Below are 24363 nucleotides of genomic sequence, written 5' to 3'. Positions count from 1 at the left end.
TGCGGCTCGGCTGAGCGACGATCAATCGACGCAGGAAAACCTGGGGTGGCTGAGTATGCCGAGGAGCGCGGTGAGTTCAACGGGGGAAATCTGGGCAGATCGGGTGCTCAGTGCGCTGGGAGATCTGGAGGCGTCCGGCACCACCGCGGACGTGCCGTTGTTGACCGAGACGGTCGCCGCCAAATTCGCTTCGAGATTCACCGAGCGTGACCGCCAGTACGAGAACGACAAACCGTACTGGCACAACCGTGTTCATGATGCCGTCGCGGCACTGCGGAGGCGGAAGCTGATCGCGCCCAAGGCAGGGAAAAGCGCGGCGGTGCATTTGACCGAAGCCGGTCGAGGAGCCGTAGCCGATGCCCGCGAACGGGCCGAGGCGGTACCCGGGCCGGCGGTGCGGGCCGCGGCTCCTTCGGACGAACTCGCCCCCGCACCGCAGGTCGGGACTCCCGAACCTCCCAAACGCGACCCGGTTCTGGCCGGCGTCGTGACACCGCCGCTGCGCACGGCGATGGCGCGGGAGAGCAACGACACCCCGATACCGATCATGATCGAGCTCAACTTGACCTTCCAGCCGTCGGTGGCCGCCGCGATGGAAAGGGTCGAGGGGCTCTGGAAGCTGGTCGGCGGGGCGGGGGTGCCCGTGCCGCTGGCCGATCAGTTCATGGCCGGGGATCTCACGTCCGACCAGATCAAGTCGATCGTGTCGGCCGATGCCGTCCCGCAGGTCTGGCCGCAGCGCGCGGTCTACCGGATCTGGCCGGACTTCGAGGTGCACCCGCAGATCGATGCCTCCTCGACCACCATCAAAGCCATCGCCGCCCAGCGATCGTTCGACAGCTTCGGTGAGGGAATCGTCTGGGCGGTGGTCGATTCCGGTATCGATGAGAAGCACGCCCACTTTGCGGCGTACCACAACCTGAGTGATCCCGCGGTGGCCGATCTGCACCAAGACTTCACCGGCGGCAACGCCCCGCTGACCGACACCGACGGACACGGCACCCACGTGGCCGGGATCATCGCCGGTGGTTTGGTGGACCGTAAGCCCGAGGACATCGTGGTGGTCGAGAAGCGGCTCAACGACCCTGAGTTCGGCGGTGATCCGATCACCGCGCCGCGCACGGTGGCCGATCCGTCGCGGCTGGCGGGAATGGCGCCGAAGGCCAAGCTGGTGAGCCTCAAGGTGCTCGGGCCCGGGGATGACGCGTCGCGGGTGAGCCGGGTGATGCAGGCCCTGGCCTACGTCCGGAAGCTCAACGCCGGCAGCGAGCGGGTGCCCCGGATACATGGCGTGAATCTCAGCCTCGGCTACGAGTTCGACGCCGAGTGGTATGCCTGCGGGCAGAGCCCGATGTGCATCGAGGTCGACAAGACCGTGCGCTCGGGAGTGGTGGTGGTCGTGGCCGCGGGCAATTCCGGCTACGTGTCACTGAATACGGCGTTCAGCAAGGATTCGGTGAAGTTCACCGCCGACATGACGATCAACGATCCGGGTAACACCGAGGGCGCGATCACCGTCGGCTCCACACACCGGAGTTCGCCGCACACCTTCGGCGTCTCGTACTTCTCCTCCCGCGGCCCCACCGGGGACGGGCGGCGCAAACCCGACCTCGTCGCACCCGGCGAGCGCATCACCTCGGCAGCGGCCGGAAGCTTCCGGGACGCCGTGACCAATCAGATCGACGTCGGACCCGACGTGCCGGTGTATGTCGAGGAGAGCGGCACCAGCATGGCCGCGCCGCATGTGTCCGGCGCGATCGCGGCGTTCCTGTCGGTTCAACGCGAATTCGTCAGTGAGCCGGAGGCGATCAAACGCATCTTCGTCGACTCGGCCATCACGCTGAACCGCGACCCGGCGTTCCAGGGCAGCGGCATGGTGGACCTGATGCGGGCTATGCAATCCGTTTGACCTGAAAGGAATCCGATGACCAACGATGTGGCAGAACGGATCTGGCGCCTGGTGTTCGACGCCGACGGCGACCCGGATCCGGACGTGCTGGCCGATCTGAAGAGCCGGATCGGTGCGGCGGGGTTGACCGATCTGATCATCTTCTCCCACGGCTGGAACAACGACGAAGCGGCAGCGACGTCACTGTACAACCGATGGTTCGGGCTATTGGCTCCGCAACTCGATCCGGCTCACACAGTCGGGTTCGTCGGGCTGCGGTGGCCGTCCGAGCTGTGGCGTGACGAGCCGATCCCCGATTTCCCCGGGCCGGCGGCGCGCGACGCCGGGGGTGCGGCCGCGCTGGGCGACGACGTGGAGGTACCGGCCGGACCGGTGACGATCGATCCGGCTCAACTGGCCGACCTCAAGGACATGTTTCCCGACGGCAAAGAGCAGTTGGACACCATCGCCGGCCTGTTGGCCGCCCCGCCGAGCAACGAACGCCTGCCGGAACTGCTCGATGCATTGCGCGCGTTCAGCGCCGCCACCCAGACCGGGTTCAGCGATGGCGAGGCCGATAGCCCGGAGGCCGGTCCGGGAATGATCGCGCCGGACCAGGACCCGGAGAAGCTGTTCACCACCTTCGCTGACGAATTGGCGGCTGCCGGTGTGGAATTCGATGGCGGAGGCGGGGGAGCAGCCGGCCTGGGTGATATCGCGGGCCGATTGTGGCAGGGCGCCAAGGAGGCGCTGCGTCAGCTCAGCTACTGGAAGATGAAGAACCGCGCCGGCGTGGTGGGCCGACGCGGGCTGGGACCGGTCATCGACCAGCTCCACGCTGACTTCCCCGACCTGCGGATCCACCTGGTGGGACACAGTTTCGGGGCCCGGGTGGTGTCCTATGCGCTCGCCGGGATGACCGATGTCCAACCCTCACCGGTCAAGGCGGTGACCCTGCTGCAGGGCGCGTACTCCCGGTTCAGCTTCACCGAGCGGCTGCCGTTCCGGAAGGGGGCGGGGGAGCTGGCGGGCATGCTCAATCGCATCGACGGCCCGTTGACGGTCTGCTTCTCCAGCCATGACCGGGCATTGGGGACGTTCTATCCGCTGGCCTCGGCCGCTGCGGGCGACGATGCGGCCGGAGTGGAGGATCCGTTGTTCCGCTGGCGGGCCATGGGCTCGAACGGGGCATACCAGTCGCAGACCCAGAGCCTGGGCGCCACGGGAGCGATTTACCCATTCCAGCCCGGGCAGATCCTGAACCTGGATTCTTCGGGTGTGGTGGCCAAGGATGACGGCCCGTCGGGCGCGCACAGCGACATCTTCCACGAAGAGCTGACCTGGGTTGCCGCCACCGCTGGGAAGTTGAACCCGGCCCGGGTGTGATGGCGGCTTCGCCGCTCATCACACTGCATCGGCTCAGAAATGAAGGCGAGCGTTCATTTCGCTCGCCTTCGTTGTGTGTCCGAGGGGGGACTTGAACCCCCACGCCCGTTAATAGGGCACTAGCACCTCAAGCTAGCGCGTCTGCCATTCCGCCACTCGGACTTGCCAGCCTCGCGGGCTGGGCGCTTAAGGCTAACGGATTGGGTGCCGAAGACCCAAACCGGTGCCCCGGAGGGAATCGGTGGTACCAATGGACTCTGTGACGGTCCCCGACTCCAGCGCGGACGAGGTAGTCGATCTCGTCAGTGCGCTCATCCGATTCGACACCTCCAACACCGGTGATCCGGCCACCCTGAAGCCTGAAGCGGACTGTGCGGAATGGGTAGCCGACCGGCTCCGGGAGGTCGGCTACACGACTGAATACGTCGAGGCGGGGGCTCCGGGGCGGGGCAACGTCTTCGCCCGGCTGCCCGGCGCCGACCCGTCCCGCGGCGCGCTGATGATCCACGGGCACCTCGACGTGGTCCCGGCCGAGCCCGCCGATTGGAGCGTGCACCCGTTCTCCGGTGCGATCAAGGACGGCTACGTCTGGGGCCGCGGCGCGGTGGACATGAAGGACATGGTCGGGATGACCATCGCGGTGGCCCGGCATTTCAAACGGGCCGGCATCGTCCCTCCCCGCGACCTGGTGTTCGCATTTCTCTCCGACGAGGAGCACGGCGGCACGTACGGGGCCAACTGGCTGGTGGACAACCGGCCCGACCTGTTCGACGGCGTCACCGAGGCGATCGGTGAGGTGGGCGGGTTCTCCCTGACCGTGCCCCGCAAGGATGGCGGGGAGCGTCGGCTCTACCTGATCGAGACCGCCGAAAAGGGGCTGTCGTGGATGCGGCTGACCGCGCGGGGCCGGGCGGGGCACGGCTCGATGGTGCACGACGACAACGCCGTGACGGCCATCGCCGGTGCCGTTGACCGGCTGGGCCGTCACCAGTTCCCGTTGGTCCTCAATCCGGCCGTGGAACAGTTCCTCACGGCGGTCGCCGAGGAGACCGGCTACGACTTCGACGTGAATTCGCCGGACCTCGACGGCACCATCGCCAAACTCGGCGGCGTGGCCCGGATCGTGTCGGCCACCCTGCGCGACACGGCCAACCCGACCATGCTCAATGCCGGTTACAAGGCCAACGTGATTCCCGCATCGGCGGAGGCCGTGATCGACTGCCGGGTGCTGCCGGGCCGTAAGGAGGCCTTCGAGCGCGAGGTCGACGAGTTGATCGGGCCCGATGTAACCCGCAGCTGGGAGCGGGATCTGCCGTCCTACGAGACGACGTTCGACGGTGATCTGGTGGACGCCATGAACGCGGCGATCCTGGCGCTCGATCCGGAAGCCCGCACCGTGCCCTACATGATGTCGGGCGGAACCGACGCGAAGTCGTTCCAGCGGTTGGGGATTCGATGCTTCGGATTCGCGCCGCTGCGGTTGCCGCCGGAACTGGACTTCGCGGCGCTGTTCCATGGTGTCGACGAGCGGGTGCCGGTGGACGCGCTGCAGTTCGGTGCGGGGGTTCTGGAACACTTTCTGCGGAACTGCTGACCGCACGAGCCGGTTACACGAGCCACGACGAGAGGGAACCATGAGCACATCTCCGTACGACAGCCTGCCGAAGCTGCCGACGTTCACCCTGACCTCCGAATCGGTCACCGACGGACAGCCGCTGGCCAATGATCAGGTCAGCGGGATCATGGGGGCCGGCGGTTCGGACGTCTCGCCGCAGCTGAGCTGGTCGGGCTTCCCGGCCGAGACCAAGAGCTTCGCGGTCACGGTGTACGACCCCGATGCCCCGACCGCCTCGGGTTTCTGGCACTGGGCGGTGGCTGATCTGCCCGCGACGGTGACCGAACTGCCCGCCGGTGCCGGTGACGGTGGCGACCTGCCCGGTGGGGCGGTCACGCTGACCAACGACGCGAGCCTGAAGCGCTACCTCGGTGCGGCCCCGCCGGCCGGTCACGGCCCGCACCGCTACTACATCGCGGTGCACGCCCTGCCGGTCGAGTCGTTGGGGCTGCCCGAGGGTGCCACCCCGGCCTACCTGGGCTTCAACCTCTTCGGCCAGGCCATCGCCCGCGCCGTCATCCACGGCACCTACGAGCAGAAGTAGTTCGCGGCGCGCGGTGGGTCAGCGTGCAGCTGAACCCACCGCGTCGGTCAGCGAGGCGAACCCGCCGGCGTGCAGCCGTTCGGCGATGCCGTCGTGAATCTGTTTGGCCCACAACCCGCCGCCGTAGATGAACCCCGTGTAGCCCTGCAGCAGCGTGGCCCCGGAGACGATTCGCTCCCATGCGTCGTCGGCGGTTTCGATGCCGCCGACGCTGATCAGCACGAGCTTGTCGCCCACGCGGCGGTACAACCGGCGCAGCACCTGCAGGGACCGGTGTGCCACCGGGCGCCCCGAGATCCCACCGGTGCCCAGGTCTGCGACACCGGGGGTGGCCAGCCCGTCACGCGAGATGGTGGTGTTGGTGGCGACGATCCCCGCCAGCCCCAATTCGACTGCCAGGTCCGCGATTTCGTCGATATCGGTATCGGAGAGATCGGGGGCGATCTTGACCAGTACGGGCTTGTCGGTCTCGGCCTTGACCGCGGCCAGGATCGGCCGTAGCGATTCGACGGCCTGCAGATCCCGCAACCCGGGGGTGTTGGGTGAGCTCACGTTGACGACGACGTAGGCGGCCAGCGCGCTCACCAACCGGGTGCTCTCGGCGTAGTCGGCTACCGCGTCCTCGGGCGGGGTGAGCTTGGTCTTGCCGATGTTCACCCCGATCGGCACATCGGGGGTGTGCCGGGCCAACCGGATGGCCAGCGCCCCCGCGCCCTCGTTGTTGAACCCCATCCGGTTGAGCAGCGCGTGGTCTTCGGGCAGCCGGAACAGCCGCGGCTCGGGGTTACCCGGCTGTGGCTGCGCCGTGACGGTGCCCACCTCGGCGAACCCGAAGCCGAGTGCACCCCAGGTACCCAGGCCGCGGCCGTCCTTGTCGAAACCCGCGGCCAGGCCCATCGGGCCGGCGAACCGCATCCCGAACACCGTGCTGGCCAACGCCGGATCGGTCGGAGCCAGCCGTCGCGCCAGTGCGCGCCGCAGGATCGCGGGGCCGGTGACCGCGCGCAGCAGGGCGAACACCCACAGGTGAATCCGTTCCGGGGGCACCAGGAACAGCGCCCGCCGCAGAGCCGCGTAGATCACAGCGAAGGCGCCTGGGGTGTGCCCGGCATGGATGACGCGGTCTTCTTGCGGCGCAACAGCACCCGTCGGCTCCCATCTGTATAGGCCCGCACCCGGGTCAGTTCCCAGCCGCGGTACTCGGCCTCGATCGACAAGCGGATCGAGGCGCTGATCCTGGTGACATCCGGCGGTAGCCGCAGCGGTATCCAGTCGTATTCCTCGGAACGATCCTCGGCGACGACCCTGTCCCATCCGGGAGGCATGCGGCCCTGCTGGATGGTGGTCATCGGCGGCCCGACGCGGTGCGGATCACCTGCACACCGGCTCCCGAGCCCGACACCACGTAGAGGGTGTCGGTCTTGTCGTCGTAGGCCAGGGAGTTCGGTTGCTGCACGGTTCGATAACGCACCTTTTCCACCGGTATGCCGGTGGAGAGATCGTAACCAATCACGGTGTTGGCCGCGGTCTGCGACACCCACGCCAGCTCGGCGGATCCGGCCAGGCCGTAGGGGGCGGCGGGTACCGGGTAGCGCTGGCGCATGATCAACGGCTCGGTGCCGAACACCAATAGCTCGTCGCCGCGGGTATCGGCGACCAGGACCCGTCCGCGCGCATCGGCGGCCATGGTGGTGGCACCATCACCGGCCCGCAATGCCTGGGCGGCTTTGGTCCCGCTGGGGTTGACGGCTGTCACCGAGGTTTGCCCGCGGTCCAGAACCACCGCGGTGTTTCCTTGTGTGACAAGAGAATCCACTCGGGCGAAGATCTTGAGGTGGGCGGCCACGGTGTGGTCGCTGCCCAAGGTGTAGACCGCTCCGTCGGAGGTGCCCAGCACCGGATTGCCGTCGGCGCGCAGTGCGATCGCGGTGAACTCCACACCCTGGGCGCCGTCCACGTCGATTTTGCTGGCCTTGGCCGCGGCCACGTCGACCCGGAAGTATCCACCCCGGGTGGATGCCAGGATGTCGCCCTTGCCGTCGACGCCGAGCGCCGTGGCCGCGGGCAGCAGCGTCATGTCGCGCCGCGGCTGGTTTCCGGTCAGCAGGCTCAGTGTCGACTGGCCTTCTGGGCCGGGGGTCAGAACGGCCAGCGTGCCGGTTGCTGGGTCGAATAGGGCGCTCGCGGCGTGCCCGCGTAGTTCCCGGACCTCCCCGTCTGGTTTCGCCGCCACTGGGGGTGAAACGGCGGCCTGAGCGGGCTCGATGGTCGGAGGCGGGGCATCGGCGGGGTTGGACGTGCAGCCCGCGGTGAGCAGCAGGGCCAGCGCAACGAGGCCGGCGCGAACTGGCTGACCTGCAAGGATTGGGCGCAACGGATCGCTCTCGATCGGAAATGGATGGTCGGTGACGTGCAGGAATCCAGTTTAGGCATGGCCATTGGACCGAAATGGTCGCGTCTGCAACCAACGCGGCATAAGTCGAGGTATGGTTCGACCATGACCCTCGCCGCAGACCGGGAATTGGGTAACCGAGAGTTTGCTATGGAGGATATTTCCACTGGTGTACACGCCAGTGGGTTTGGCCAAGTTGGCGATGGCCGGAGTTTTTCTTTCCACATCGAACGTCAGCAGCTCATGATCGAGGTCTACCGCCCGCGGCTGTCGGGCCCGGTTCCGGTCGACGACGACGTAGTGGCCGTGGCCACCCGCAAACTGACCGATATCGACCTGACTGATGAACGCAGTCTGTCGGCAACGGTGCGCGACGCGGTCGCCGGCGCGCAGCCGGTTTCGCGTACCGCTCGCTGACGCATCTCGGCCCGCTCGCCACGGTACGGTCATCGTCGTGACTGACGTCGGTGCCATGTCCTGGCTGCAAGTTGTCGTGCTGTCGATTGTCCAGGGGCTCACCGAGTTTCTGCCGGTCTCGTCCTCGGGGCACCTCGCGATCACCTCGCGGGTGTTCTTCCACGACGACGCGGGCGCCTCGTTCACAGCGGTGACTCAGCTGGGGACCGAGCTTGCCGTGCTGGTGTACTTCGCCCGGGACATCGGGCGCATCATCAAGGCCTGGTTCAGTGGACTGTTCAACGCGGCGCACCGGTCGGCCGACTACTGGCTGGGCTGGTGGGTGATCATCGGCAGCATTCCGATCGGCGTGTTCGGGCTGCTGTTCAAGGACGAAATCCGAACCGGCGCACGCAATCTGTGGCTGGTGGCCTCGGCGCTCATCGTGTTCTCGGCGGTGATCGCAGCGGCCGAGTACTACGGCAGGCAGGTTCGCCGCGTCGAGCAGCTGACCTGGCGCGACAGCATCATCGTCGGCCTGGCCCAGTGTCTGGCCCTGGTGCCGGGGGTCTCCCGCTCGGGCGCGACCATCAGCGCCGGGCTCTTCCTGGGCATGGAGCGCGAGCTGGCTGCCCGGTTCGGCTTCCTGCTGGCGATCCCCGCGGTGTTCGCCTCGGGCATCTTCTCCCTGCCCGATGCCTTTCACCCGGTCGGGGAGGGGATGAGCGCCAGCGGGGCCCAACTGCTGGTGGCCACCGTGATCGCGTTCGTCGTGGGCTTGGCCGCCATCGCCTGGTTCCTGAAATTCCTGGTGTCGCACAGCATGTACTGGTTCGTCGGCTACCGGGTGGGGCTGGGCGTGGTGGTGCTGGCGCTACTGGGTACCGGGGTGGTCGCCGCGCAATGATCCAGACCGGGAGGGCATGGCCGATGACCGACGAGCGCTCGCACGAGGAGTCGAAATGACCGTGATCCTGCTGCGCCACGGCCGTTCGACGTCGAACACCGCGCATACCCTCGCCGGCCGCAGTGAGGGTGTCGAACTCGACGAGCGCGGCGCCGAACAGGCCGCAGGCCTGGTCGCGCGAATCGGGGAATTACCGGTGACCGCGATCGTGCACTCGCCGCTGTTGCGCTGCGAGCGCACGGTGGCGCCGCTGGCCGAGGCGCTCGCGTTGCAGCCGATCGTCGATGACCGGCTCACCGAGGTGGATTACGGAAGCTGGACCGGCCGTGCCATCGGCGAGCTGGTCAAGGAACCGCTGTGGGCGGTCGTGCAGCAGCAGCCCAGCGCGGCGGTGTTCCCCGACGGTGAGGGATTGGCCCAGGTGCAGGCTCGTGCCGTCGCCGCGGTGCGGGAACGCGACCGCGCGTTGGCCGAACAGCATGGTGCCGACGTGCTTTGGGTCGCCTGCACCCACGGTGACGTGATCAAGGCGGTGCTGGCCGATGCCTTGGGCGTGCATCTGGATGGATTCCAGCGCATCACCGCCGATCCCGCGTCGATGAGCGTGATCCGCTACACCGACCTCCGCCCATTTGTGATGCACATCAACCACACTGGCGCGCAGTTGAGCGCCGGGCTGGCGGCCAAACCCGCCACCGACGCCGTGGTGGGTGGGTCCACCAACTGACCCGCGGTATTGCTACCGGTATTTTGGAAGGTGCCATGGCCCGCGCAATTCATGTTTTCCGTACTCCCGACCGCTTTGTGGCCGGGACTGTCGGCCAACCCGGTAACCGCACCTTCTACCTGCAAGCTGTCCATGACAAGCGAGTGATCTCGGTGATCCTGGAAAAGCAGCAGGTCGCCGTGCTGGCCGAGCGGATCGCCGCCTTGTTGACCGAGATCAACCGCCGCTTCGGCACACCGATCCCGCCGGAAACCGGCGAGGTGAGTGACCTGCTGCCCCTGGTCACCCCGGTCGACGCCGAGTTTCGCGTCGGGACGATGGGCCTGGGCTGGGATTCGGAAGCGCAGACCGTCGTGGTGGAGCTGCTTGCGGTCTCCGAAGGCGAGTTCGACGCGTCGGTGGTCCTCGACGATGCCGAGGACGGCCCCGACGCCGTGCGGGTGTTCCTCACCCCGGAGTCGGCACGGGAGTTCGCCACCCGGTCCAACCGGGTGATCTCGGCCGGACGCCCGCCGTGTCCGCTGTGTGATGAGCCGCTGGATCCCGACGGTCACATCTGTGTGCGTACCAACGGCTATCGGCGCGGTGAGGTGGCCGGGTCCGAAGATGACGCAGAATCCTAGCCCCGATCCGGATCCCGACCCCGACGATGATGCGGTGCTGGCCGACGGCGAACTGACGGTGATCGGCCGGATCCGGTCAGCCAGCAACGCCACCTTCCTGTGTGAGGCGACCTCCGGTGAGCGGCAGGTCCATTGCGTGTACAAGCCGATCCGGGGCGAGGCGCCGCTGTGGGATTTCCCCGACGGCACATTGGCGGGCCGCGAGCTGAGTGCATATCTGGTGTCGGCCGCTTTGGGCTGGAACATCGTGCCCCACACCATTATTCGTGACGGGCCGGCCGGGCCGGGCATGCTGCAGCTGTGGGTGGAACAGCCCGGGGATCAGGTGGGCGACGAGCCCGACTCCGGCCCCGATCTGGTGGACCTGGTGCCGGCCGGGAACCTTCCGCCGGGTTTCCTGCCGATCCTGCAGGCCTACGACTACGCCGGCGACGAGGTGACGCTGGTGCACGCCGACGATCGCCGGCTGTTCCGCATGGCGGTGTTCGACGTGCTGATCAACAACGCCGACCGCAAGGGCGGGCACATTCTGGCCGGGCTCGACGGGGGCGTGTACGGCGTGGACCACGGGGTGAGCCTGCATGTCGAGGACAAGCTGCGGACCGTGCTGTGGGGCTGGGCAGGAAAACCCGTCGACGACGAGACCCTGGCCGACGTCGCGGCGCTGCGCGACGGGTTCGGCGGTCTGGCCGAGCAGTTGTGCATACACATCACCGAGGCGGAGATCGCCGCGTTGCGGTCCAGAATCGTTGGGTTACTGCACAATCCGGTGATGCCGACGCCCGATCGGCACCGGCCGATCCCGTGGCCGGCCTTCTAGCTCGGATTCGAGCTGGGCGAAGGTGTACTGCAACCGGCCGTAGTCGCCCGTGTCGGCCCAGATGGCCTGCTCGGCCAGGCACTGGCACAACCGACCCCGTCAGCGCAACAATCGGGCCCGGCCCGGCTACCGCGTCGACGTGGCATTCCGTGCGCGTACCTGCGACACCACCGTGTGGATCGCATCGACGACTGCGTCAGGCCTCTCCAGCTGAATGACATGACTGGAATCGTCGAGCTTGCGATGCGTGCTCCGGGTCGACCAGCTCGCCTCCTCCACCTGCATTTCCCACCACGCCTGTTGCATTCGGTCGAACTGGTCACAGGACAGGCCGGTGCCCGCCCGCTCGGATTCGCTGTAGGCGCTCCAAGGCTTGCCCCGGGAGAGGACGGACAGGGGCCGGTCGCCCAGTTCGCGGAAGGTTCCCGCCTCCCGCAACGTGCTCTCCATCGCTTCGGCTTCGTCGAATGAGGCGGCCAGTGAGACGGGCTGATAGGCACCGATTGCGCGCACGACGTCAGGCGGTAGTTCCTTCACGGTCGGCCCGGGGATGAGCAGCCGCGGCAAGCCCGTCCAAGCCAGATACCGAAGGACTTTGAACACCGCAGGGATGCCGTCTTCCGGGCGTCCGGTCGCGGCCGCCAACCGGTCGGTCTGATCCGGGTGGGCAGCGTCGACGAAGACCAGGCCGGCTACTTCGCTCCCGTAGTACTTGGTGAAGATCATCGTGAAGGGGCCGCCGAGCGATGCCCCGACCATGACGTAGGGCGGCGATTCGTTTGCCGCCCGCAGCGTTTGCTGAAGATCTGCGACAACCGCGACGGGGTCACGTGGCCTGTCGCCGGCAGACTCGCTCCACATGAGTCCGGCGCGATCGTACGAACACACCCGGGTGAAGGTGGCCACTTGTCGATGCACCGGGAACCACAACGCGGAACCGCTCGTGTCGGCACCGGATTCGAGCACCACTGTTGGCGAGCCTTGGCCGCGACAGTCGAGATGAACGGTGCGGCCGCCGATATCGATCATCTTGCCCGGGGCTGGAAACTCCGCGGCGGCGCGGTTTCGTTCGATCTGTTCCCATGCCGCGCCCGACCCGATCACTACGACCACAGTCGCCAGGACGCACAGCGGGATCACTTTGACCAGTCGCCTCACGCTGCCAAGTTACCGGCGCGCCAGCGCAACCCGGGCCCCGATCCGACACCGGATGTTCGGGCCACCGATACTGGCTTGGTGCACTCGACTGACGCCGACCTGGCCGCCGCAGTGGCCAAGGAGGCCGGTGAGCTGTTGCTGGCGGTGCGCGAGGAGATCGGTTTCTACGATCCCTACTACCTGGGCGACGAGGGAGACCGGCGATCCAACGCGCTGATCCTGGATCGTCTCGCCCAAGCCCGCCCCGGTGATTCGGTGCTGAGCGAGGAGGCGGTCGACGACCTGGCCCGTGTCGAGGCCGACCGGGTCTGGATCGTCGATCCGGTGGACGGCACCCACGAATTCTCGTTGCCCGGTCGGGAGGACTGGGCGGTACACATCGCCCTGTGGCAGCGCTCGGTGGGTGTCGCCGGGGGCTTGTCGGATGCGGTGGTGGCCCTGCCCGCCCGCGGTGAGGTGTACCGCAGCGATACGGTCACGCCGCCCCGGCCGCGGCGCGACGGGCCGCTGTTGATCACCGCGAGTTCGAACCGGCCCCCGGCGGTGCTGTGGCGGATGCGCGAGCAGCTCGATTTCCGGATGGTGCGCATCGGCTCGGCCGGGGCCAAGGCCATGGCCGTGGTGCGCGGCGACGTCGACGCGTACATCCATGCCGGCGGGCAGTGGGAGTGGGATTCGGCCGCACCTGCGGGGGTGGTGCTGGCCGCGGGCCTGCACGCCTCCCGGCTGGACGGCTCGGAGCTGCGCTACAACCGCGCCGACCCGTACCTGCCGGACTTCGTGATGTGCCGCAAAGAGCTGGCGCCGATCCTGCTGGAGGCGATCGGGGTGGCCCGGTGAGCGATCTCCGCAGCGTTCCGGGAATGGAATCGTCGGCGGCGTTGTCTGACTTGGGAGAACTGTGCGGGACCGACCGGCGGGAGGCCGTCCTGAGCGAGCACCTTAGAGTCGAAGCCATGCAATCGTGGTCGGCACCGTCAATTCCGGTGTTGGAAGGGCGTGGTCCGCAACTGCGGCTGTACGACAGCGCCGACCGGCAGGTACGTCCGGTCACGCCGGGACCGACGGCCACCATGTACGTGTGCGGCATCACCCCCTATGACGCCACCCATCTGGGCCACGCCGCGACCTACCTGACGTTCGACCTGGTGCACCGGCTGTGGCTGGACGCCGGGCACACCGTGCACTACGTGCAGAACGTCACCGATGTGGATGATCCGCTGTTCGAGCGGGCCGACCGCGACGGCATCGACTGGCGGGACCTCGGTGACCGCGAAACCCAACTGTTCCGCGAGGACATGACGGCCCTGCGGGTGCTGCCCCCGCAGGACTACGTGGCCGCCACCGAGACCATCTCCGAGGTGGTCGAGTTGGTGGAGAAGATGCTTGCCTCGGGTGCGGCCTACGTCGTCGACGACGCCCAATACCCCGACGTGTACTACCGCGCCGATGCCACCCCGCAGTTCGGCTACGAGTCGGGCTATGACCGCGACACCATGCTGCGGCTGTTCGGCGAGCGAGGCGGTGACCCGGACCGCGCCGGCAAGGGTGACGAACTCGACGCCCTGCTGTGGCGGGCTCAGCGACCTGGTGAGCCCAGCTGGCCCTCGCCTTTCGGCGCCGGTCGGCCCGGCTGGCATGTCGAGTGCTCGGCTATCGCGCTGACCCGCATCGGCTCGGGTCTGGACATCCAGGGCGGCGGCAGCGATCTGATCTTCCCGCACCACGAGTTCTCCGCCGCGCACGCCGAATCCGTCACGGGGGAGCGGCGTTTCGCCCGCCATTACGTGCACGCGGGCATGATCGGCTGGGACGGGCACAAGATGAGCAAGAGCCGGGGCAACCTGGTGCTGGTGTCGCGGCTGCGCGCCCAGGGTGTGGATCCGTCGGCCATCCGGCTCGGGCTGTTCGCCGGGCACTACCGTAGCGACCGGTTCTGGAGCGATGCCGTGCTCGAAGAGGCCAACGCTCGGCTGAAGCACTGGCGCAGCGCCACCGCGCTGCCCGCCGCGCCGGACGCCACCGATGTGGTGGCCCGGGTGCGCCAATACCTCGCCGACGACCTGGACACCCCGAAAGCCCTTGCCGCGCTGGATGGTTGGTGTACCGACGCACTGGCCTACGGCGGGCATGACACGGCCGCGCCACGGCAGGTGGCCGACACGGTGGATGCGCTGCTGGGGGTTGAGCTCTAGACCTCGTCGGCTGCGCCCCGGTGGGGTACGGTGCGGCCATGGGTTCTGTGAACGGGAAAGTCGTCTTCATCACCGGCGGTGCGCGCGGCGTCGGTGCCGAGGTTGCCCGCAGGTTGCGGCGCAGGGGCGCCAAACTGGTGCTGACCGACCTCGATGAGGCGCCGTTGAGCGCGCTGGCCGCCGAACTCGGCGAGGAGTACGTGCTGACGGCGCTGGCCGACGTGCGTGATCTGGCCGCCATGCAGAAGGCCGCCGACGCCGCGGTCGAGCGATTCGGCGGCATCGACATCGTGATGGCCAATGCGGGCATCGCCAGCTTCGGTTCGGTCATGCAGGTAGATCCTGAGGCGTTCAAACGGGTCGTCGACATCAACGTCGTCGGGGTGTTCAACACCGTGCGCGCCACCCTGCCCGCAGTCGTCAAGCGTCGCGGGTACGTGCTGGTGGTGTCCTCACTCGCCGCGTTCACCTCGGCACCCGGGCTGGCCGCCTACCACGCCTCCAAGGCCGGCGCCGAGTACTTCGCCAACACGCTGCGCCTGGAGGTGGCGCACCTCGGCGTCGACGTCGGCTCGGCCCACATGAGCTGGATCGACACGCCGCTTGTGCAGGACGCCAAGTCGGACCTGTCGGCGTTCCGGGAGATGCTGTCCAAGCTGCCGCCGCCGCTGAACCGGACCACCACGGTCGACGCCTGTGGCGCCGCGTTCGTCAAGGGCATCGAGGGACGCAAGAAGCGCATCTACAGCCCGGAGTGGGTCGGGGTGTTCCGCTGGATCCGGCCGTTCGTCACCACGCCGCTGGCGGAGCGCGACATCCTCAAGTTCACCCCGACACTGCTGCCGAAACTCGACGCGGAGGCAGCCGCACTCGGCCGCTCGACGAGTGCCCGCATCGAGGCGCTGGAGAAGCCGGAGACTTAGCGGTTTCAACGCCGAGCGGCCAGTTATGACACGTGATCCGGAAGTTTCCGTGCACTAGGTGGCCACTCGGCGTGAGCCGGGAAGTTCAGCGGCCTCTGCGCCGCAGATAGCGCTCGAACTCGGCCGCCAGCGCGTCGCCGTCGATCTTGCCGAGCACCTCGTGCATGTCGACCTCGGCGTCGCCGCGCTGTTCCAACGAGGCGACGTACTCCGCGATCTCCTCGTCTTCGGCGGTCATCTCGGTGACGGCCTGTTCCCATTCCTCGGCGGCGGCGGGCAGGTCGGCTAGTGGCACCTCGACGTCCAGCACGTCCTCGACCCGGCGCAGCAGGGCCACGGTCGCCTTGGGGCTGGGCGGCTGCGACACGTAGTGCGGCACCGCGGCCCAGAAGGTCACGGCCGGGATACCGGCCTGCACGCAGGCGTCCTGGAACACCCCGGCGATCCCGGTCGGGCCTTCGTAGCGGGTCTCTTCCAGGCCGAAGAATTTCGCCGACTCGGCTGAATACGCCGAGCCGGACACCGGCACGGGCCGGGTGTGCGGGGTGTCGGCCAGTAACGCGCCCAGGATCACCACGGTCTGCACGTTGAGCTTGTCGGCGATGGCCAGCAACTCGGCGCAGAAGGTGCGCCAGCGCATGTTGGGCTCGACGCCGTGCATCAACACCACGTCATGGTTGCTGCCCGGGGGACGGCAGTGCGAGATCCGCATCGACGGCCAGACCAGCTCCCGCGTGACGCCGTCGACCTGGCGGATCACCGGTCGGTTCACCTGATAGTCGTAGTACGACTCGTCGTCGATCTCGACGATCGGCTGGGCCTCCCAGATCGCATCCAGGTGGTCCAGCGCGTCACTGGCCGCGTCGCCGGCGTCATTCCAGCCCTCGAAGGCGGCCACGATCGTGGCGTCCTTCAGTTCGGGCAGGTTCAAACTCCGGCCGGCGTTCGGATACGACGGTGTCACACATAGAGGGTAAGCCTTGTCGGGTGCCGATGAGCCCGTTGTGCACGTGGGCCGCCGCCGCGCCGAACAGCGGTGTTTGATAGACCGACTACCCTGTTCATGTGACTGTCGCTGACAAATCTGCCTACGGCACCGACCTGCTCGACACCCTGTCGAAGCGCGTAGTGGCAGGCCGCGGCGCGGTCGAGGCGAAATACGTTCGGCTGCAATCTGGTTAACCCTGGTGCCTACGACATTGCTGACAAGATCGGTGAGCTGTCACTCAAGGGCACCGCGATCGCCACGCGGGTGGGGGTCGATCGTGGCGACGGGTTGGGCGTCCACAAGTCTGTCGGATGACGACGTAGACTCTTCTGGTCGAGAGGCGTTGCAACGGTTCCGGGTTCCTGCCCGTATCCGCCACGCTCGGCAGAGTCAAGGACGCCTTCCGTTATGGAAGGAGTGCACGTGACCGCTGTTGAGTCGACGACCTTTACGCCGAACATCCGCCCCGACTGCACCGACAAACTGACGGCGGCCATGCGCGAGCGGATCATCGTGATCGACGGCGCGATGGGCACCGCGATTCAGCGCGACCGGCCCGACGAGGCCGGCTACCGCGGCGACCGGTTCACAGAGTGGCCAACCGCTCTTCAGGGCAACAACGACCTGCTCAACCTGACGCAGCCGCAGATCATCGAGGGCATCCACCGCGAGTACCTCGAGGCGGGCGCCGACATCCTGGAGACCAACACGTTCAACGCGAACGCGGTCTCGCTCGCCGACTACGACATGGCGGACCTCAGCTACGAGCTGAACTACGCCGGCGCCGCCCTGGCCCGTAAGGCCGCCGACGAGTTCAGCACCCCCGAGAAGCCCCGCTACGTCGCCGGTGCCATCGGGCCGACGACGCGGACCGCGTCGATCTCGCCCGATGTCAACGACCCCGGAGCCCGCAACGTCTCCTACGACCAGCTGGTCGCCGCCTACCTCGAAGCCGCCAACGGCCTGGTCGACGGTGGTGCCGACCTCCTCATCATCGAGACGATCTTCGACTCGCTGAACGCCAAGGCGGCGGTGTTCGCCGTCGAGACGCTGTTCGAGGAGCGCGGCCGCCGGTGGCCGGTGATCATCTCGGGCACCATCACCGATGCTTCCGGCCGGACGTTGTCCGGTCAGGTCACCGAGGCGTTCTGGAATTCGATCAGGCACGCGAAGCCGATCGCCGTTGGCCTCAACTGCGCCCTGGGCGCCCCGGAGATGCGGCCCTACATCGCCGAGATGGCGCGGATCGCGGACACCTACGTCTCCTGCTACCCGAACGCCGGCCTGCCGAACGCCTTCGGCGAGTACGACGAGTCCCCGGAGCATCAGGCCGGCTACATCGCCGAGTTCGCCGAGGCCGGCCTGGTCAACCTGGTCGGTGGTTGCTGCGGAACGGCGCCGGCGCACATCGCCGAGATCGCCAAGGTCGTCGAGGGTAAGCCGCCGCGCGAGCTGCCGGATATCGAGGTGGCCACCCGGCTCGCGGGTCTGGAGCCGCTCAACATCACCGACGACTCCCTGTTCGTGAACATCGGTGAGCGCACCAACATCACCGGCTCCGCCCGGTTCCGCAACCTGATCAAGGCCGAGGACTACGACACCGCGCTGTCGGTCGCGTTGCAGCAGGTCGAGGTCGGGGCGCAGGTCATCGACATCAACATGGACGAGGGCATGATCGACGGCGTCGCCGCGATGGACCGGTTCACCAAGTTGATCGCGGCCGAGCCGGACATCAGCCGCGTCCCGGTGATGATCGACTCCTCCAAATGGGAGGTCATCCAGGCGGGCCTGAAGAACGTGCAGGGCAAGCCGATCGTCAACTCGATCTCCATGAAGGAGGGCGAGGAGAAGTTCATCCGTGAGGCACGGCTGTGCCGCAAGTACGGCGCCGCCGTCGTCGTGATGGCCTTCGACGAGCAGGGCCAGGCGGACAACCTGGAGCGCCGCAAAGAGATCTGCGGGCGCGCCTACCGGATCCTGACCGAAGAGGTCGGCTTCCCGGCCGAGGACATCATCTTCGACCCGAACTGCTTCGCGCTGGCGACCGGTATCGAGGAGCACGCGACGTACGGGATCGACTTCATCGAGGCCTGCGCCTGGATCAAGGAGAACCTGCCCGGGGTGCACATCTCCGGCGGCATCTCGAACGTGTCGTTCTCGTTCCGGGGCAACAACCCCGTCCGCGAGGCGATCCACTCGGTGTTCCTGTTCCACGCCATCAAGGCCGGTCTGGACATGGGCATCGTCAACGCCGGTGCGCTGGTGCCCTATGACTCGATCGACCCCGAATTGCGGGACCGGATCGAGGACGTCGTCCTGAACCGTCGCGAGGACGCGGCGGAGCGGCTCCTGGAGATCGCGGAACGGTTCAACAGCAAGGACAAGGCCGAGGATCCCGCGGCAGCCGAGTGGCGCAGCCTCCCGGTGCGTGAGCGGATCACCCACGCCCTGGTCAAGGGCATCGACGCCCACGTCGACTCCGACACCGAGGAGTTGCGGTCCGACATCGCCGCGGCAGGTGGCCGCCCGATCGAGGTGATCGAGGGCCCGCTGATGGACGGCATGAACGTCGTCGGTGACCTGTTCGGCGCGGGCAAGATGTTCCTGCCCCAGGTGGTGAAGTCGGCCCGGGTGATGAAGAAGGCTGTTGCGTACCTGCTGCCGTACATCGAGGCGGAGAAGCAGCCGGGCGACGCCGACACCACCAACGGCACGATCGTGATGGCCACCGTCAAGGGCGACGTCCACGACATCGGCAAGAACATCGTCGGGGTCGTCTTGCAGTGCAACAACTACACCGTGATCGACCTCGGTGTGATGGTGCCCGCTCAGAAGATCCTGGACGCGGCCAGGGAGCACAACGCCGACATCATCGGGCTGTCCGGCCTGATCACCCCGTCCCTGGACGAGATGGTCAACTTCGCCGTCGAGATGGAACGCGAGGGGCTTCAGATTCCGCTGCTCATCGGTGGAGCGACCACCTCGCGCGCCCACACGGCCGTGAAGGTGGCACCGCGTCGCAGTGGTCCGGTGGTGTGGGTCAAGGACGCTTCCCGTTCGGTGCCGGTCGCTGCCGCGCTTCTGGACGACAAGCAGCGGCCGGCCCTGTTGGAGGCCACCGCGACCGACTACGCCGCCCTTCGCGAACGGCACGCCCAGAAGAACGAGCGGCCGATGCTGACGCTGGAGAAGGCCCGCGCCAACCGGACGCCGATCGAGTGGGACGGCTACACGCCGCCGGTGCCCGCCCAAGGCCTCGGCGTGCGGGAGTTCCATGAGTACGACCTCGCCGAGCTGCGGGAGTACATCGACTGGCAGCCGTTCTTCAACGCCTGGGAGATGAAGGGCCGGTTCCCTGACATCCTCAACAACCCGGTCTCGGGCGAGGCCGCCCGCAAGCTGTACGACGATGCCCAGCAGATGCTCGACACCCTGATCAAAGAGAAGTGGCTCAAGGCCAACGGGGTGATCGGGTTCTTCCCGGCGAACGCGGTCGGCGACGACATCGAGGTCTACACCGACGAGACCAGGACCGAGGTGCTGACCACGTTGCACAACCTGCGCCAGCAGGGCGAGCACCGGGACGGCATCCCGAACCGGTCACTGGGTGACTTCATCGCGCCCAGAGAAACCGGGGTCGCGGACTACGTCGGCGCCTTCGCCGTCACCGCGGGCCTCGGCAGCCAGGACAAGATCGTGGAGTTCAAGGCGGCCCTCGACGACTACAGCGCCATCCTGCTGGAGTCGCTCGCCGACCGGCTGGCAGAGGCTTTCGCCGAACGGATGCACCAACGGGTCCGCGAGGAGTTCTGGGGATATCAGCCTGACGAGCAGCTGGACAACGACGCACTCATCGGGGAGAAGTACGTCGGCATCCGCCCCGCCCCCGGCTACCCGGCCTGCCCGGAGCACACCGAGAAGGCGACGCTCTGGGAGCTGATGGACGTCCAGAATCGGACCGGGATCGAGCTGACCGAGTCGATGGCGATGTGGCCCGGTGCTGCCGTCAGTGGCTGGTACTTCTCGCACCCGCAGTCGCAGTACTTCGTGGTCGGCCGGATGGCTCAGGACCAGGTCGCCGACTACGCGAGGCGCAAGGGCTGGACCCTGGCCGAAGCCGAGCGCTGGCTCGCCCCCAACCTCGGGTACAACCCGGAGGACTGAGCACGCCGAAACCGGGTGCGCCCGAACGGTTCACGGACGCACCCGGTCTGGCGGCTAGCCGAACAGGTCCCGATTCCGGGCCGCCCACTGCGCCATCGATTCGGCCGGTGTGCCCGTGAGCCGTTCGACGTTGTCGTTGGCGGCCTGGGGTTGCGGATCGTCCTCGAAAAGGTCGAGGTACCACTGCGCGCCGTCGCCCATGACAGGGCGCAGCAATTCTTCGGCCTCGGCCCGGCCGCACCGCTGCGCCTCGACTGATTGGCCGAGCCCCGCTCCGATCTGGCGGGCGATGTCGCCGCGGCACAATGCGACCGGACCGGTGAGTTCGTACATCGCGCCGGGATGGGCGTCCGCCGGTGCCGTCAACAGATGCGCCGCGACCCGGGCGATGTCGTCCATGGATACCGGTGATTCGACGTAATCCGGATTGATGTCACGGACCGTACCGGTCTTGATCTGCGGGGCCCACATCGCGAAGTTCTCGCAGAACTCGCCGGGCCCGAGCTGGGTGTGCGCCAGTCCCGAGGCGGCGACCGCATCGGCGTGTTCGGCCCAGTGTGCACCGCCGGACAGTGCCACCACGTGTTGCACACCCGCCCGCACCATCAGCTCGAGTGTGGGCCCGACGGTGGCCGGGAACGGGGCCAGGTAAACGCGTTCCACGCCTTCGAAGGCAGCCGGCAGCGTCTCCGGCCTACCCAGGAAGCCGGTGATTGCTGTCACAGATTCCGGCAGCGCCGCCTTCGCCGGATTTGTGGTCAGTGCGCGGATGTCGTGGGCGCCCAACGTGATCAGATGATCCACGACGCGCCTGCCGATGTTCCCTGTGGCTCCCGTCACCAATATCGTCATGCTCCCACGCTATCGACGGGGTCGGACAATGTCAGAATGGCTGTCATGCAGGCGGTGCTGTGGGACATGGACGGCACGCTCGTCGACTCCGAAAAGCTGTGGGACATCGCCATGCAGGCCCTGTATGCGCGGATGGGCGGGGTGCTGACCGCGGAGGTACGGGAATCGACGGTCGGCGGCTCTGCCGAGAGCGTGATGCGAATCGTCTATGACGATCTGGGGCTGGAACCTGACCCTGGCGCCATGGCCGAATCGGCCGATTGGTTGCACGACTACACCGGCGAGTTGTTCGAGCAGGGCCTGCCGTGGCGGCCGGGTGCCCAGGAGATGCTCGACGCTCTCACCGCGGCCCGGGTCCCCATGGCGCTGGTCACCAACACCCGCCGGGATCTCGCCGAACGCGCGTTGAACAGCATTGGCCGCCACTACTTTTCGGTGACCGTCTGCGGTGATGAGGTCGCGAGCGGCAAGCCGTCGCCCGACCCGTATCTGCGGGCGGCGGATCTTCTCGGCGTCTCCGCCGCATCCTGTCTGGCGGTCGAGGATTCAGTCACCGGGACAACATCGGCAGAGGCCGCGGGCTGCCCGGTGCTGGTGGTGCCCAACGATGTCGAGGTTCCCGCGGGCGCTGGGCGCCGGCATGTCCAAACGCTCGGCGCGCTCGATGTCTCCGACCTGCGGACAATCCACGCCGAACTGGCTGCCGGGCCGGGCGTGCGCGGCGCCTGAGGCGCATCGAATTCAGCTGCCGGATATGGCCCTAGCTGCGGGCTCTCTGTGTCAAGGTGATGATGTTCGGTCACGCAATGGCGCGGAGAGGACACGGCATGTCACACGGTCCGGTGAGTGACGGCACACCTTCGGTCCACGACGACGACTACTACTCGTCCGGACGCAGTGCCGTCCGTATCGCCGCGGTCGCCGCACTGGGCGGGTTGTTGTTCGGCTATGACAGCGCGGTGATCAATGGCGCGGTGGACGCCGTGCAGAAGCATTTCGTCATCGACAACAAGATCCTGGGCTTCGCGGTGGCCTCGGCGCTGCTGGGGGCGGCCGTCGGTGCGCTGTCGGCGGGCCGGATCGCCGACCGGATCGGCCGGATCGCGGTGATGAAGATCGCCGCGGTGTTCTTCTTCATCAGTGCCATCGGCACCGGGCTGGCGCCCAGCGTCTGGGTAGTGGTGTTCTTTCGTATCGTCGGCGGAATCGGTGTCGGTATCGCCTCGGTCATCGCCCCGGCCTACATCGCCGAAACCTCGCCGCCGGGGATCCGCGGCCGGCTGGGGTCCCTTCAGCAGTTGGCGATCGTCACCGGCATCTTCCTGTCCCTGAGCATCGACGCGCTGCTGGCGCACATCGCCGGGGACGCCACCAAGGAACTGTGGCTGGGCATGGAGGCGTGGCGATGGATGTTCCTGTTGATGACGGTTCCCGCCGTCGTGTACGGCCTGCTGACTTTCACGATTCCCGAATCACCCCGGTATCTGGTTGCCACACACCGCATTCCCGAGGCCCGCAAGGTGCTCTCGCGGCTGCTGGGGGAGAAGAACCTGGAGATCACCCTGGGCCGCATCCAGGACACCCTCCAACAGGAGAAGCCGCCGGCCTGGCGTGATCTGCGTAAGCCGGCGGGCGGCGTCTACGGCATCGTGTGGGTGGGCCTCGGGCTGTCGGTCTTTCAGCAGTTCGTCGGCATCAACGTGATCTTCTACTACTCGAATGTGTTGTGGCAGGCCGTCGGATTCGACGAGAGCGCGTCGTTCATCATCACCGTGATCACCTCGGTGACCAACATCCTGACGACGTTGATCGCCATCGCCTTGATCGACCGGGTCGGCCGCAAGCCGCTGCTGCTGATCGGCTCGGTGGGTATGGCGCTGACCTTGGGCACCATGGCCGTGATCTTCGGTACCGCCAAAACGCACGAGGTGCTCAACACTTCGACCGGTCTGATGGAGTCGCAGCCGTTCCTCGGCGGGATCACCGGCCCGGTCGCCCTGGTCGCGGCGAACTTGTTCGTGGTGGCCTTCGGCATGTCGTGGGGCCCGGTGGTGTGGGTCCTGCTCGGCGAGATGTTCCCCAACCGCATCCGGGCGGCCGCGCTGGGCCTGGCCGCCGCCGGCCAGTGGGCGGCGAACTGGCTGATCACCGTGACGTTCCCGGAACTGCGCAATGTGTTGGGCGCGGCGTATGGGTTCTATGCGCTGTGTGCGGTGCTGTCGTTCGTGTTCGTTTGGCGCTGGGTCGAGGAGACCAAGGGCAAGAACCTCGAGGACATGCACGCAAACGCGTTGAGCGCCTAGCGGTGGTCCGGCGGAGGCCGGTAGTCGTCGGCATACGGCGCGCAGCCGACGCTGCGGGCGATCTCGACGGCCGCCTCGACCAGCTTCTCCGGCGAGATGTCCCGGTGGGCCAGATAGACCTCGCAGCGCCCAACGACCACCCACACGCTGGACAATTGCACCTGTACCAGGGCGAACTCGTCGGGTGCGGCGCGTTGCACCTCGAATGTTCCCCGGGCGGGGTCGGCGCCGTAGCGCAACTGGTCGACCTCGGCGGCAAAGTCGTCGATCGGGTGGACCGACACGGTGAGAATCGGGGACGCGGCCACATCAGCGCCCCAGGATGCGGACAGGCAATCGAGCGGGAGGATGGGGTTGGCGAGGCGATTGTTCTGGACCAGGCCGTCCACCGTCAGGTATCTGGACAGGATCGCGCGGATCGCCGTGACCCGGGCGGTGTAGGTCCGCAGCTCGTCGCCGACAGGTTCGCTCACCCTTCTATT

Annotated in this window: 22 protein-coding genes and 1 tRNA gene; 15 read left to right on the top strand and 8 right to left on the bottom strand. The window is 67.3% G+C overall.

Annotated features, from left to right (window positions below; all coding sequences use genetic code 11):
- The first annotated feature begins 70 nt into the window (after positions 1-70).
- Positions 71-1909: a S8 family serine peptidase gene (locus ACZYZ7_RS24490; protein WP_463742017.1), complete on the top strand. Its 1839-nt coding sequence runs from the start codon at positions 71-73 to the stop codon at positions 1907-1909.
- A 15-nt stretch (positions 1910-1924) separates the two neighbouring features.
- The gene (locus ACZYZ7_RS24485) at positions 1925-3274 is read left to right on the top strand and encodes an alpha/beta fold hydrolase (protein ID WP_463742016.1); all 1350 of its coding nucleotides are present in this window, start codon (positions 1925-1927) and stop codon (positions 3272-3274) included.
- A gap of 76 nt (positions 3275-3350) precedes the next feature.
- Here ACZYZ7_RS24485 and ACZYZ7_RS24480 read toward each other — a convergent pair.
- Positions 3351-3436, bottom strand: a tRNA-Leu gene (locus tag ACZYZ7_RS24480).
- Between the two features lie 88 nt (positions 3437-3524).
- On the opposite strand from ACZYZ7_RS24480, the gene ACZYZ7_RS24475 reads away from it, so the two are divergent.
- On the top strand, positions 3525-4868 hold the full coding sequence (locus tag ACZYZ7_RS24475) for a M20/M25/M40 family metallo-hydrolase (protein ID WP_167857878.1): 1344 nt from the start codon (positions 3525-3527) through the stop codon (positions 4866-4868).
- 40 nt (positions 4869-4908) lie between these two features.
- Positions 4909-5433: a YbhB/YbcL family Raf kinase inhibitor-like protein gene (locus ACZYZ7_RS24470; protein ID WP_463742015.1), complete on the top strand. Its 525-nt coding sequence runs from the start codon at positions 4909-4911 to the stop codon at positions 5431-5433.
- 18 nt (positions 5434-5451) lie between these two features.
- Here ACZYZ7_RS24470 and ACZYZ7_RS24465 read toward each other — a convergent pair whose 3' ends face one another.
- The 3 genes from ACZYZ7_RS24465 to ACZYZ7_RS24455 are packed head-to-tail and all read right to left on the bottom strand — an operon-like array spanning position 5452 to position 7807.
- Complete coding sequence (locus ACZYZ7_RS24465; RefSeq protein WP_450070789.1) at positions 5452-6513, bottom strand: quinone-dependent dihydroorotate dehydrogenase; 1062 nt, start codon at positions 6511-6513, stop codon at positions 5452-5454.
- Positions 6513-6782 carry a DUF5703 family protein gene (locus ACZYZ7_RS24460; protein ID WP_463742014.1) on the bottom strand — a complete coding sequence of 90 codons (270 nt, stop codon included), beginning with the start codon at positions 6780-6782 and terminating at the stop codon, positions 6513-6515. The genes ACZYZ7_RS24465 and ACZYZ7_RS24460 overlap by 1 nt, the downstream gene beginning before the upstream one ends.
- The gene (locus ACZYZ7_RS24455) at positions 6779-7807 is read right to left on the bottom strand and encodes a YncE family protein (protein WP_463742013.1); all 1029 of its coding nucleotides are present in this window, start codon (positions 7805-7807) and stop codon (positions 6779-6781) included. Before ACZYZ7_RS24455 ends, ACZYZ7_RS24460 begins: the two co-directional genes overlap by 4 nt.
- A gap of 123 nt (positions 7808-7930) precedes the next feature.
- On the opposite strand from ACZYZ7_RS24455, the gene ACZYZ7_RS24450 reads away from it, so the two are divergent.
- The 5 genes from ACZYZ7_RS24450 to ACZYZ7_RS24430 are packed head-to-tail and all read left to right on the top strand — an operon-like array spanning position 7931 to position 11298.
- On the top strand, positions 7931-8242 hold the full coding sequence (locus ACZYZ7_RS24450; RefSeq protein ID WP_135455657.1) for a hypothetical protein: 312 nt from the start codon (positions 7931-7933) through the stop codon (positions 8240-8242).
- Positions 8243-8297: 55 nt separating this feature from the next.
- Positions 8298-9128, top strand: coding sequence for an undecaprenyl-diphosphate phosphatase (locus ACZYZ7_RS24445; RefSeq protein ID WP_463742140.1), 831 nt, complete (start codon positions 8298-8300; stop codon positions 9126-9128).
- 55 nt (positions 9129-9183) lie between these two features.
- Positions 9184-9855, top strand: coding sequence for a histidine phosphatase family protein (locus ACZYZ7_RS24440; RefSeq protein ID WP_135455655.1), 672 nt, complete (start codon positions 9184-9186; stop codon positions 9853-9855).
- A 35-nt stretch (positions 9856-9890) separates the two neighbouring features.
- Positions 9891-10478, top strand: coding sequence for a DUF3090 domain-containing protein (locus ACZYZ7_RS24435; RefSeq protein WP_135455653.1), 588 nt, complete (start codon positions 9891-9893; stop codon positions 10476-10478).
- Positions 10462-11298 carry an SCO1664 family protein gene (locus ACZYZ7_RS24430; protein WP_450070633.1) on the top strand — a complete coding sequence of 279 codons (837 nt, stop codon included), beginning with the start codon at positions 10462-10464 and terminating at the stop codon, positions 11296-11298. Before ACZYZ7_RS24435 ends, ACZYZ7_RS24430 begins: the two co-directional genes overlap by 17 nt.
- A 126-nt stretch (positions 11299-11424) precedes the next feature.
- Here the strand turns inward: ACZYZ7_RS24430 and ACZYZ7_RS24425 are convergent, their stop codons facing one another.
- Entirely contained in the window at positions 11425-12456 is a 1032-nt protein-coding gene (locus ACZYZ7_RS24425) for an alpha/beta fold hydrolase (RefSeq protein ID WP_463742012.1), read from the bottom strand.
- 78 nt (positions 12457-12534) lie between these two features.
- Here ACZYZ7_RS24425 and ACZYZ7_RS24420 point away from each other — a divergent pair, with 78 nt between their 5' ends.
- The 3 genes from ACZYZ7_RS24420 (at position 12535) to ACZYZ7_RS24410 (ending at position 15574) form a co-directional block, all read left to right on the top strand.
- Positions 12535-13296 carry a 3'(2'),5'-bisphosphate nucleotidase CysQ gene (locus tag ACZYZ7_RS24420; RefSeq protein ID WP_463742011.1) on the top strand — a complete coding sequence of 254 codons (762 nt, stop codon included), beginning with the start codon at positions 12535-12537 and terminating at the stop codon, positions 13294-13296.
- 116 nt (positions 13297-13412) lie between these two features.
- Complete coding sequence (gene mshC / locus ACZYZ7_RS24415; protein ID WP_463742010.1) at positions 13413-14651, top strand: cysteine--1-D-myo-inosityl 2-amino-2-deoxy-alpha-D-glucopyranoside ligase; 1239 nt, start codon at positions 13413-13415, stop codon at positions 14649-14651.
- Positions 14652-14689: 38 nt separating this feature from the next.
- Positions 14690-15574, top strand: coding sequence for an SDR family oxidoreductase (locus tag ACZYZ7_RS24410; RefSeq protein WP_450070629.1), 885 nt, complete (start codon positions 14690-14692; stop codon positions 15572-15574).
- A gap of 85 nt (positions 15575-15659) precedes the next feature.
- Here the strand turns inward: ACZYZ7_RS24410 and ACZYZ7_RS24405 are convergent, their stop codons facing one another.
- Positions 15660-16538, bottom strand: a complete 879-nt coding sequence (locus ACZYZ7_RS24405; protein ID WP_135455640.1) for a PAC2 family protein — start codon at positions 16536-16538, stop codon at positions 15660-15662.
- 432 nt (positions 16539-16970) lie between these two features.
- Here ACZYZ7_RS24405 and metH point away from each other — a divergent pair, with 432 nt between their 5' ends.
- On the top strand, positions 16971-20726 hold the full coding sequence (gene metH, locus ACZYZ7_RS24400; protein WP_450070628.1) for a methionine synthase: 3756 nt from the start codon (positions 16971-16973) through the stop codon (positions 20724-20726).
- 54 nt (positions 20727-20780) lie between these two features.
- Here metH and ACZYZ7_RS24395 read toward each other — a convergent pair whose 3' ends face one another.
- Positions 20781-21578 carry an SDR family oxidoreductase gene (locus ACZYZ7_RS24395; protein ID WP_450070627.1) on the bottom strand — a complete coding sequence of 266 codons (798 nt, stop codon included), beginning with the start codon at positions 21576-21578 and terminating at the stop codon, positions 20781-20783.
- A gap of 45 nt (positions 21579-21623) precedes the next feature.
- On the opposite strand from ACZYZ7_RS24395, the gene ACZYZ7_RS24390 reads away from it, so the two are divergent.
- A complete protein-coding gene (locus ACZYZ7_RS24390) occupies positions 21624-22307 on the top strand; it encodes an HAD family hydrolase (RefSeq protein ID WP_135460113.1) in 684 nt (227 codons plus the stop codon).
- A 98-nt stretch (positions 22308-22405) separates the two neighbouring features.
- Positions 22406-23881 carry a sugar porter family MFS transporter gene (locus ACZYZ7_RS24385; protein ID WP_167857877.1) on the top strand — a complete coding sequence of 492 codons (1476 nt, stop codon included), beginning with the start codon at positions 22406-22408 and terminating at the stop codon, positions 23879-23881.
- On the opposite strand, the gene ACZYZ7_RS24380 is transcribed toward ACZYZ7_RS24385, so the two are convergent.
- Positions 23878-24354, bottom strand: coding sequence for a hypothetical protein (locus ACZYZ7_RS24380; RefSeq protein ID WP_450070626.1), 477 nt, complete (start codon positions 24352-24354; stop codon positions 23878-23880). The two genes, ACZYZ7_RS24385 and ACZYZ7_RS24380, sit on opposite strands and share 4 nt — an antisense overlap.
- Between the last annotated feature and the right edge of the window lie 9 nt (positions 24355-24363).

The organism is Mycobacterium sp. IDUB_17 (assembly GCF_055419465.1).
The sequence above is the reverse complement of the archived record's forward strand: the minus strand, read 5'-3'. Positions and strand labels throughout refer to the sequence as shown.

What these genes read in the sequence shown, in the direction of transcription:
- ACZYZ7_RS24395 (WP_450070627.1), bottom strand. Translation starts at nt 21,578, where the DNA reads ATGACGATATTGGTGACGGGAGCCACAGGGAACATCGGCAGGCGCGTC.
- ACZYZ7_RS24485 (WP_463742016.1), top strand. Translation starts at nt 1,925, where the DNA reads ATGACCAACGATGTGGCAGAACGGATCTGGCGCCTGGTGTTCGACGCC.
- ACZYZ7_RS24460 (WP_463742014.1), bottom strand. Translation starts at nt 6,782, where the DNA reads ATGACCACCATCCAGCAGGGCCGCATGCCTCCCGGATGGGACAGGGTC.
- metH (WP_450070628.1), top strand. Translation starts at nt 16,971, where the DNA reads ATGGAAGGAGTGCACGTGACCGCTGTTGAGTCGACGACCTTTACGCCG.
- ACZYZ7_RS24435 (WP_135455653.1), top strand. Translation starts at nt 9,891, where the DNA reads ATGGCCCGCGCAATTCATGTTTTCCGTACTCCCGACCGCTTTGTGGCC.
- ACZYZ7_RS24450 (WP_135455657.1), top strand. Translation starts at nt 7,931, where the DNA reads ATGACCCTCGCCGCAGACCGGGAATTGGGTAACCGAGAGTTTGCTATG.
- ACZYZ7_RS24410 (WP_450070629.1), top strand. Translation starts at nt 14,690, where the DNA reads ATGGGTTCTGTGAACGGGAAAGTCGTCTTCATCACCGGCGGTGCGCGC.
- ACZYZ7_RS24430 (WP_450070633.1), top strand. Translation starts at nt 10,462, where the DNA reads ATGACGCAGAATCCTAGCCCCGATCCGGATCCCGACCCCGACGATGAT.
- ACZYZ7_RS24445 (WP_463742140.1), top strand. Translation starts at nt 8,298, where the DNA reads ATGTCCTGGCTGCAAGTTGTCGTGCTGTCGATTGTCCAGGGGCTCACC.
- ACZYZ7_RS24470 (WP_463742015.1), top strand. Translation starts at nt 4,909, where the DNA reads ATGAGCACATCTCCGTACGACAGCCTGCCGAAGCTGCCGACGTTCACC.
- ACZYZ7_RS24475 (WP_167857878.1), top strand. Translation starts at nt 3,525, where the DNA reads ATGGACTCTGTGACGGTCCCCGACTCCAGCGCGGACGAGGTAGTCGAT.
- ACZYZ7_RS24440 (WP_135455655.1), top strand. Translation starts at nt 9,184, where the DNA reads ATGACCGTGATCCTGCTGCGCCACGGCCGTTCGACGTCGAACACCGCG.
- ACZYZ7_RS24390 (WP_135460113.1), top strand. Translation starts at nt 21,624, where the DNA reads ATGCAGGCGGTGCTGTGGGACATGGACGGCACGCTCGTCGACTCCGAA.
- mshC (WP_463742010.1), top strand. Translation starts at nt 13,413, where the DNA reads ATGCAATCGTGGTCGGCACCGTCAATTCCGGTGTTGGAAGGGCGTGGT.
- ACZYZ7_RS24385 (WP_167857877.1), top strand. Translation starts at nt 22,406, where the DNA reads ATGTCACACGGTCCGGTGAGTGACGGCACACCTTCGGTCCACGACGAC.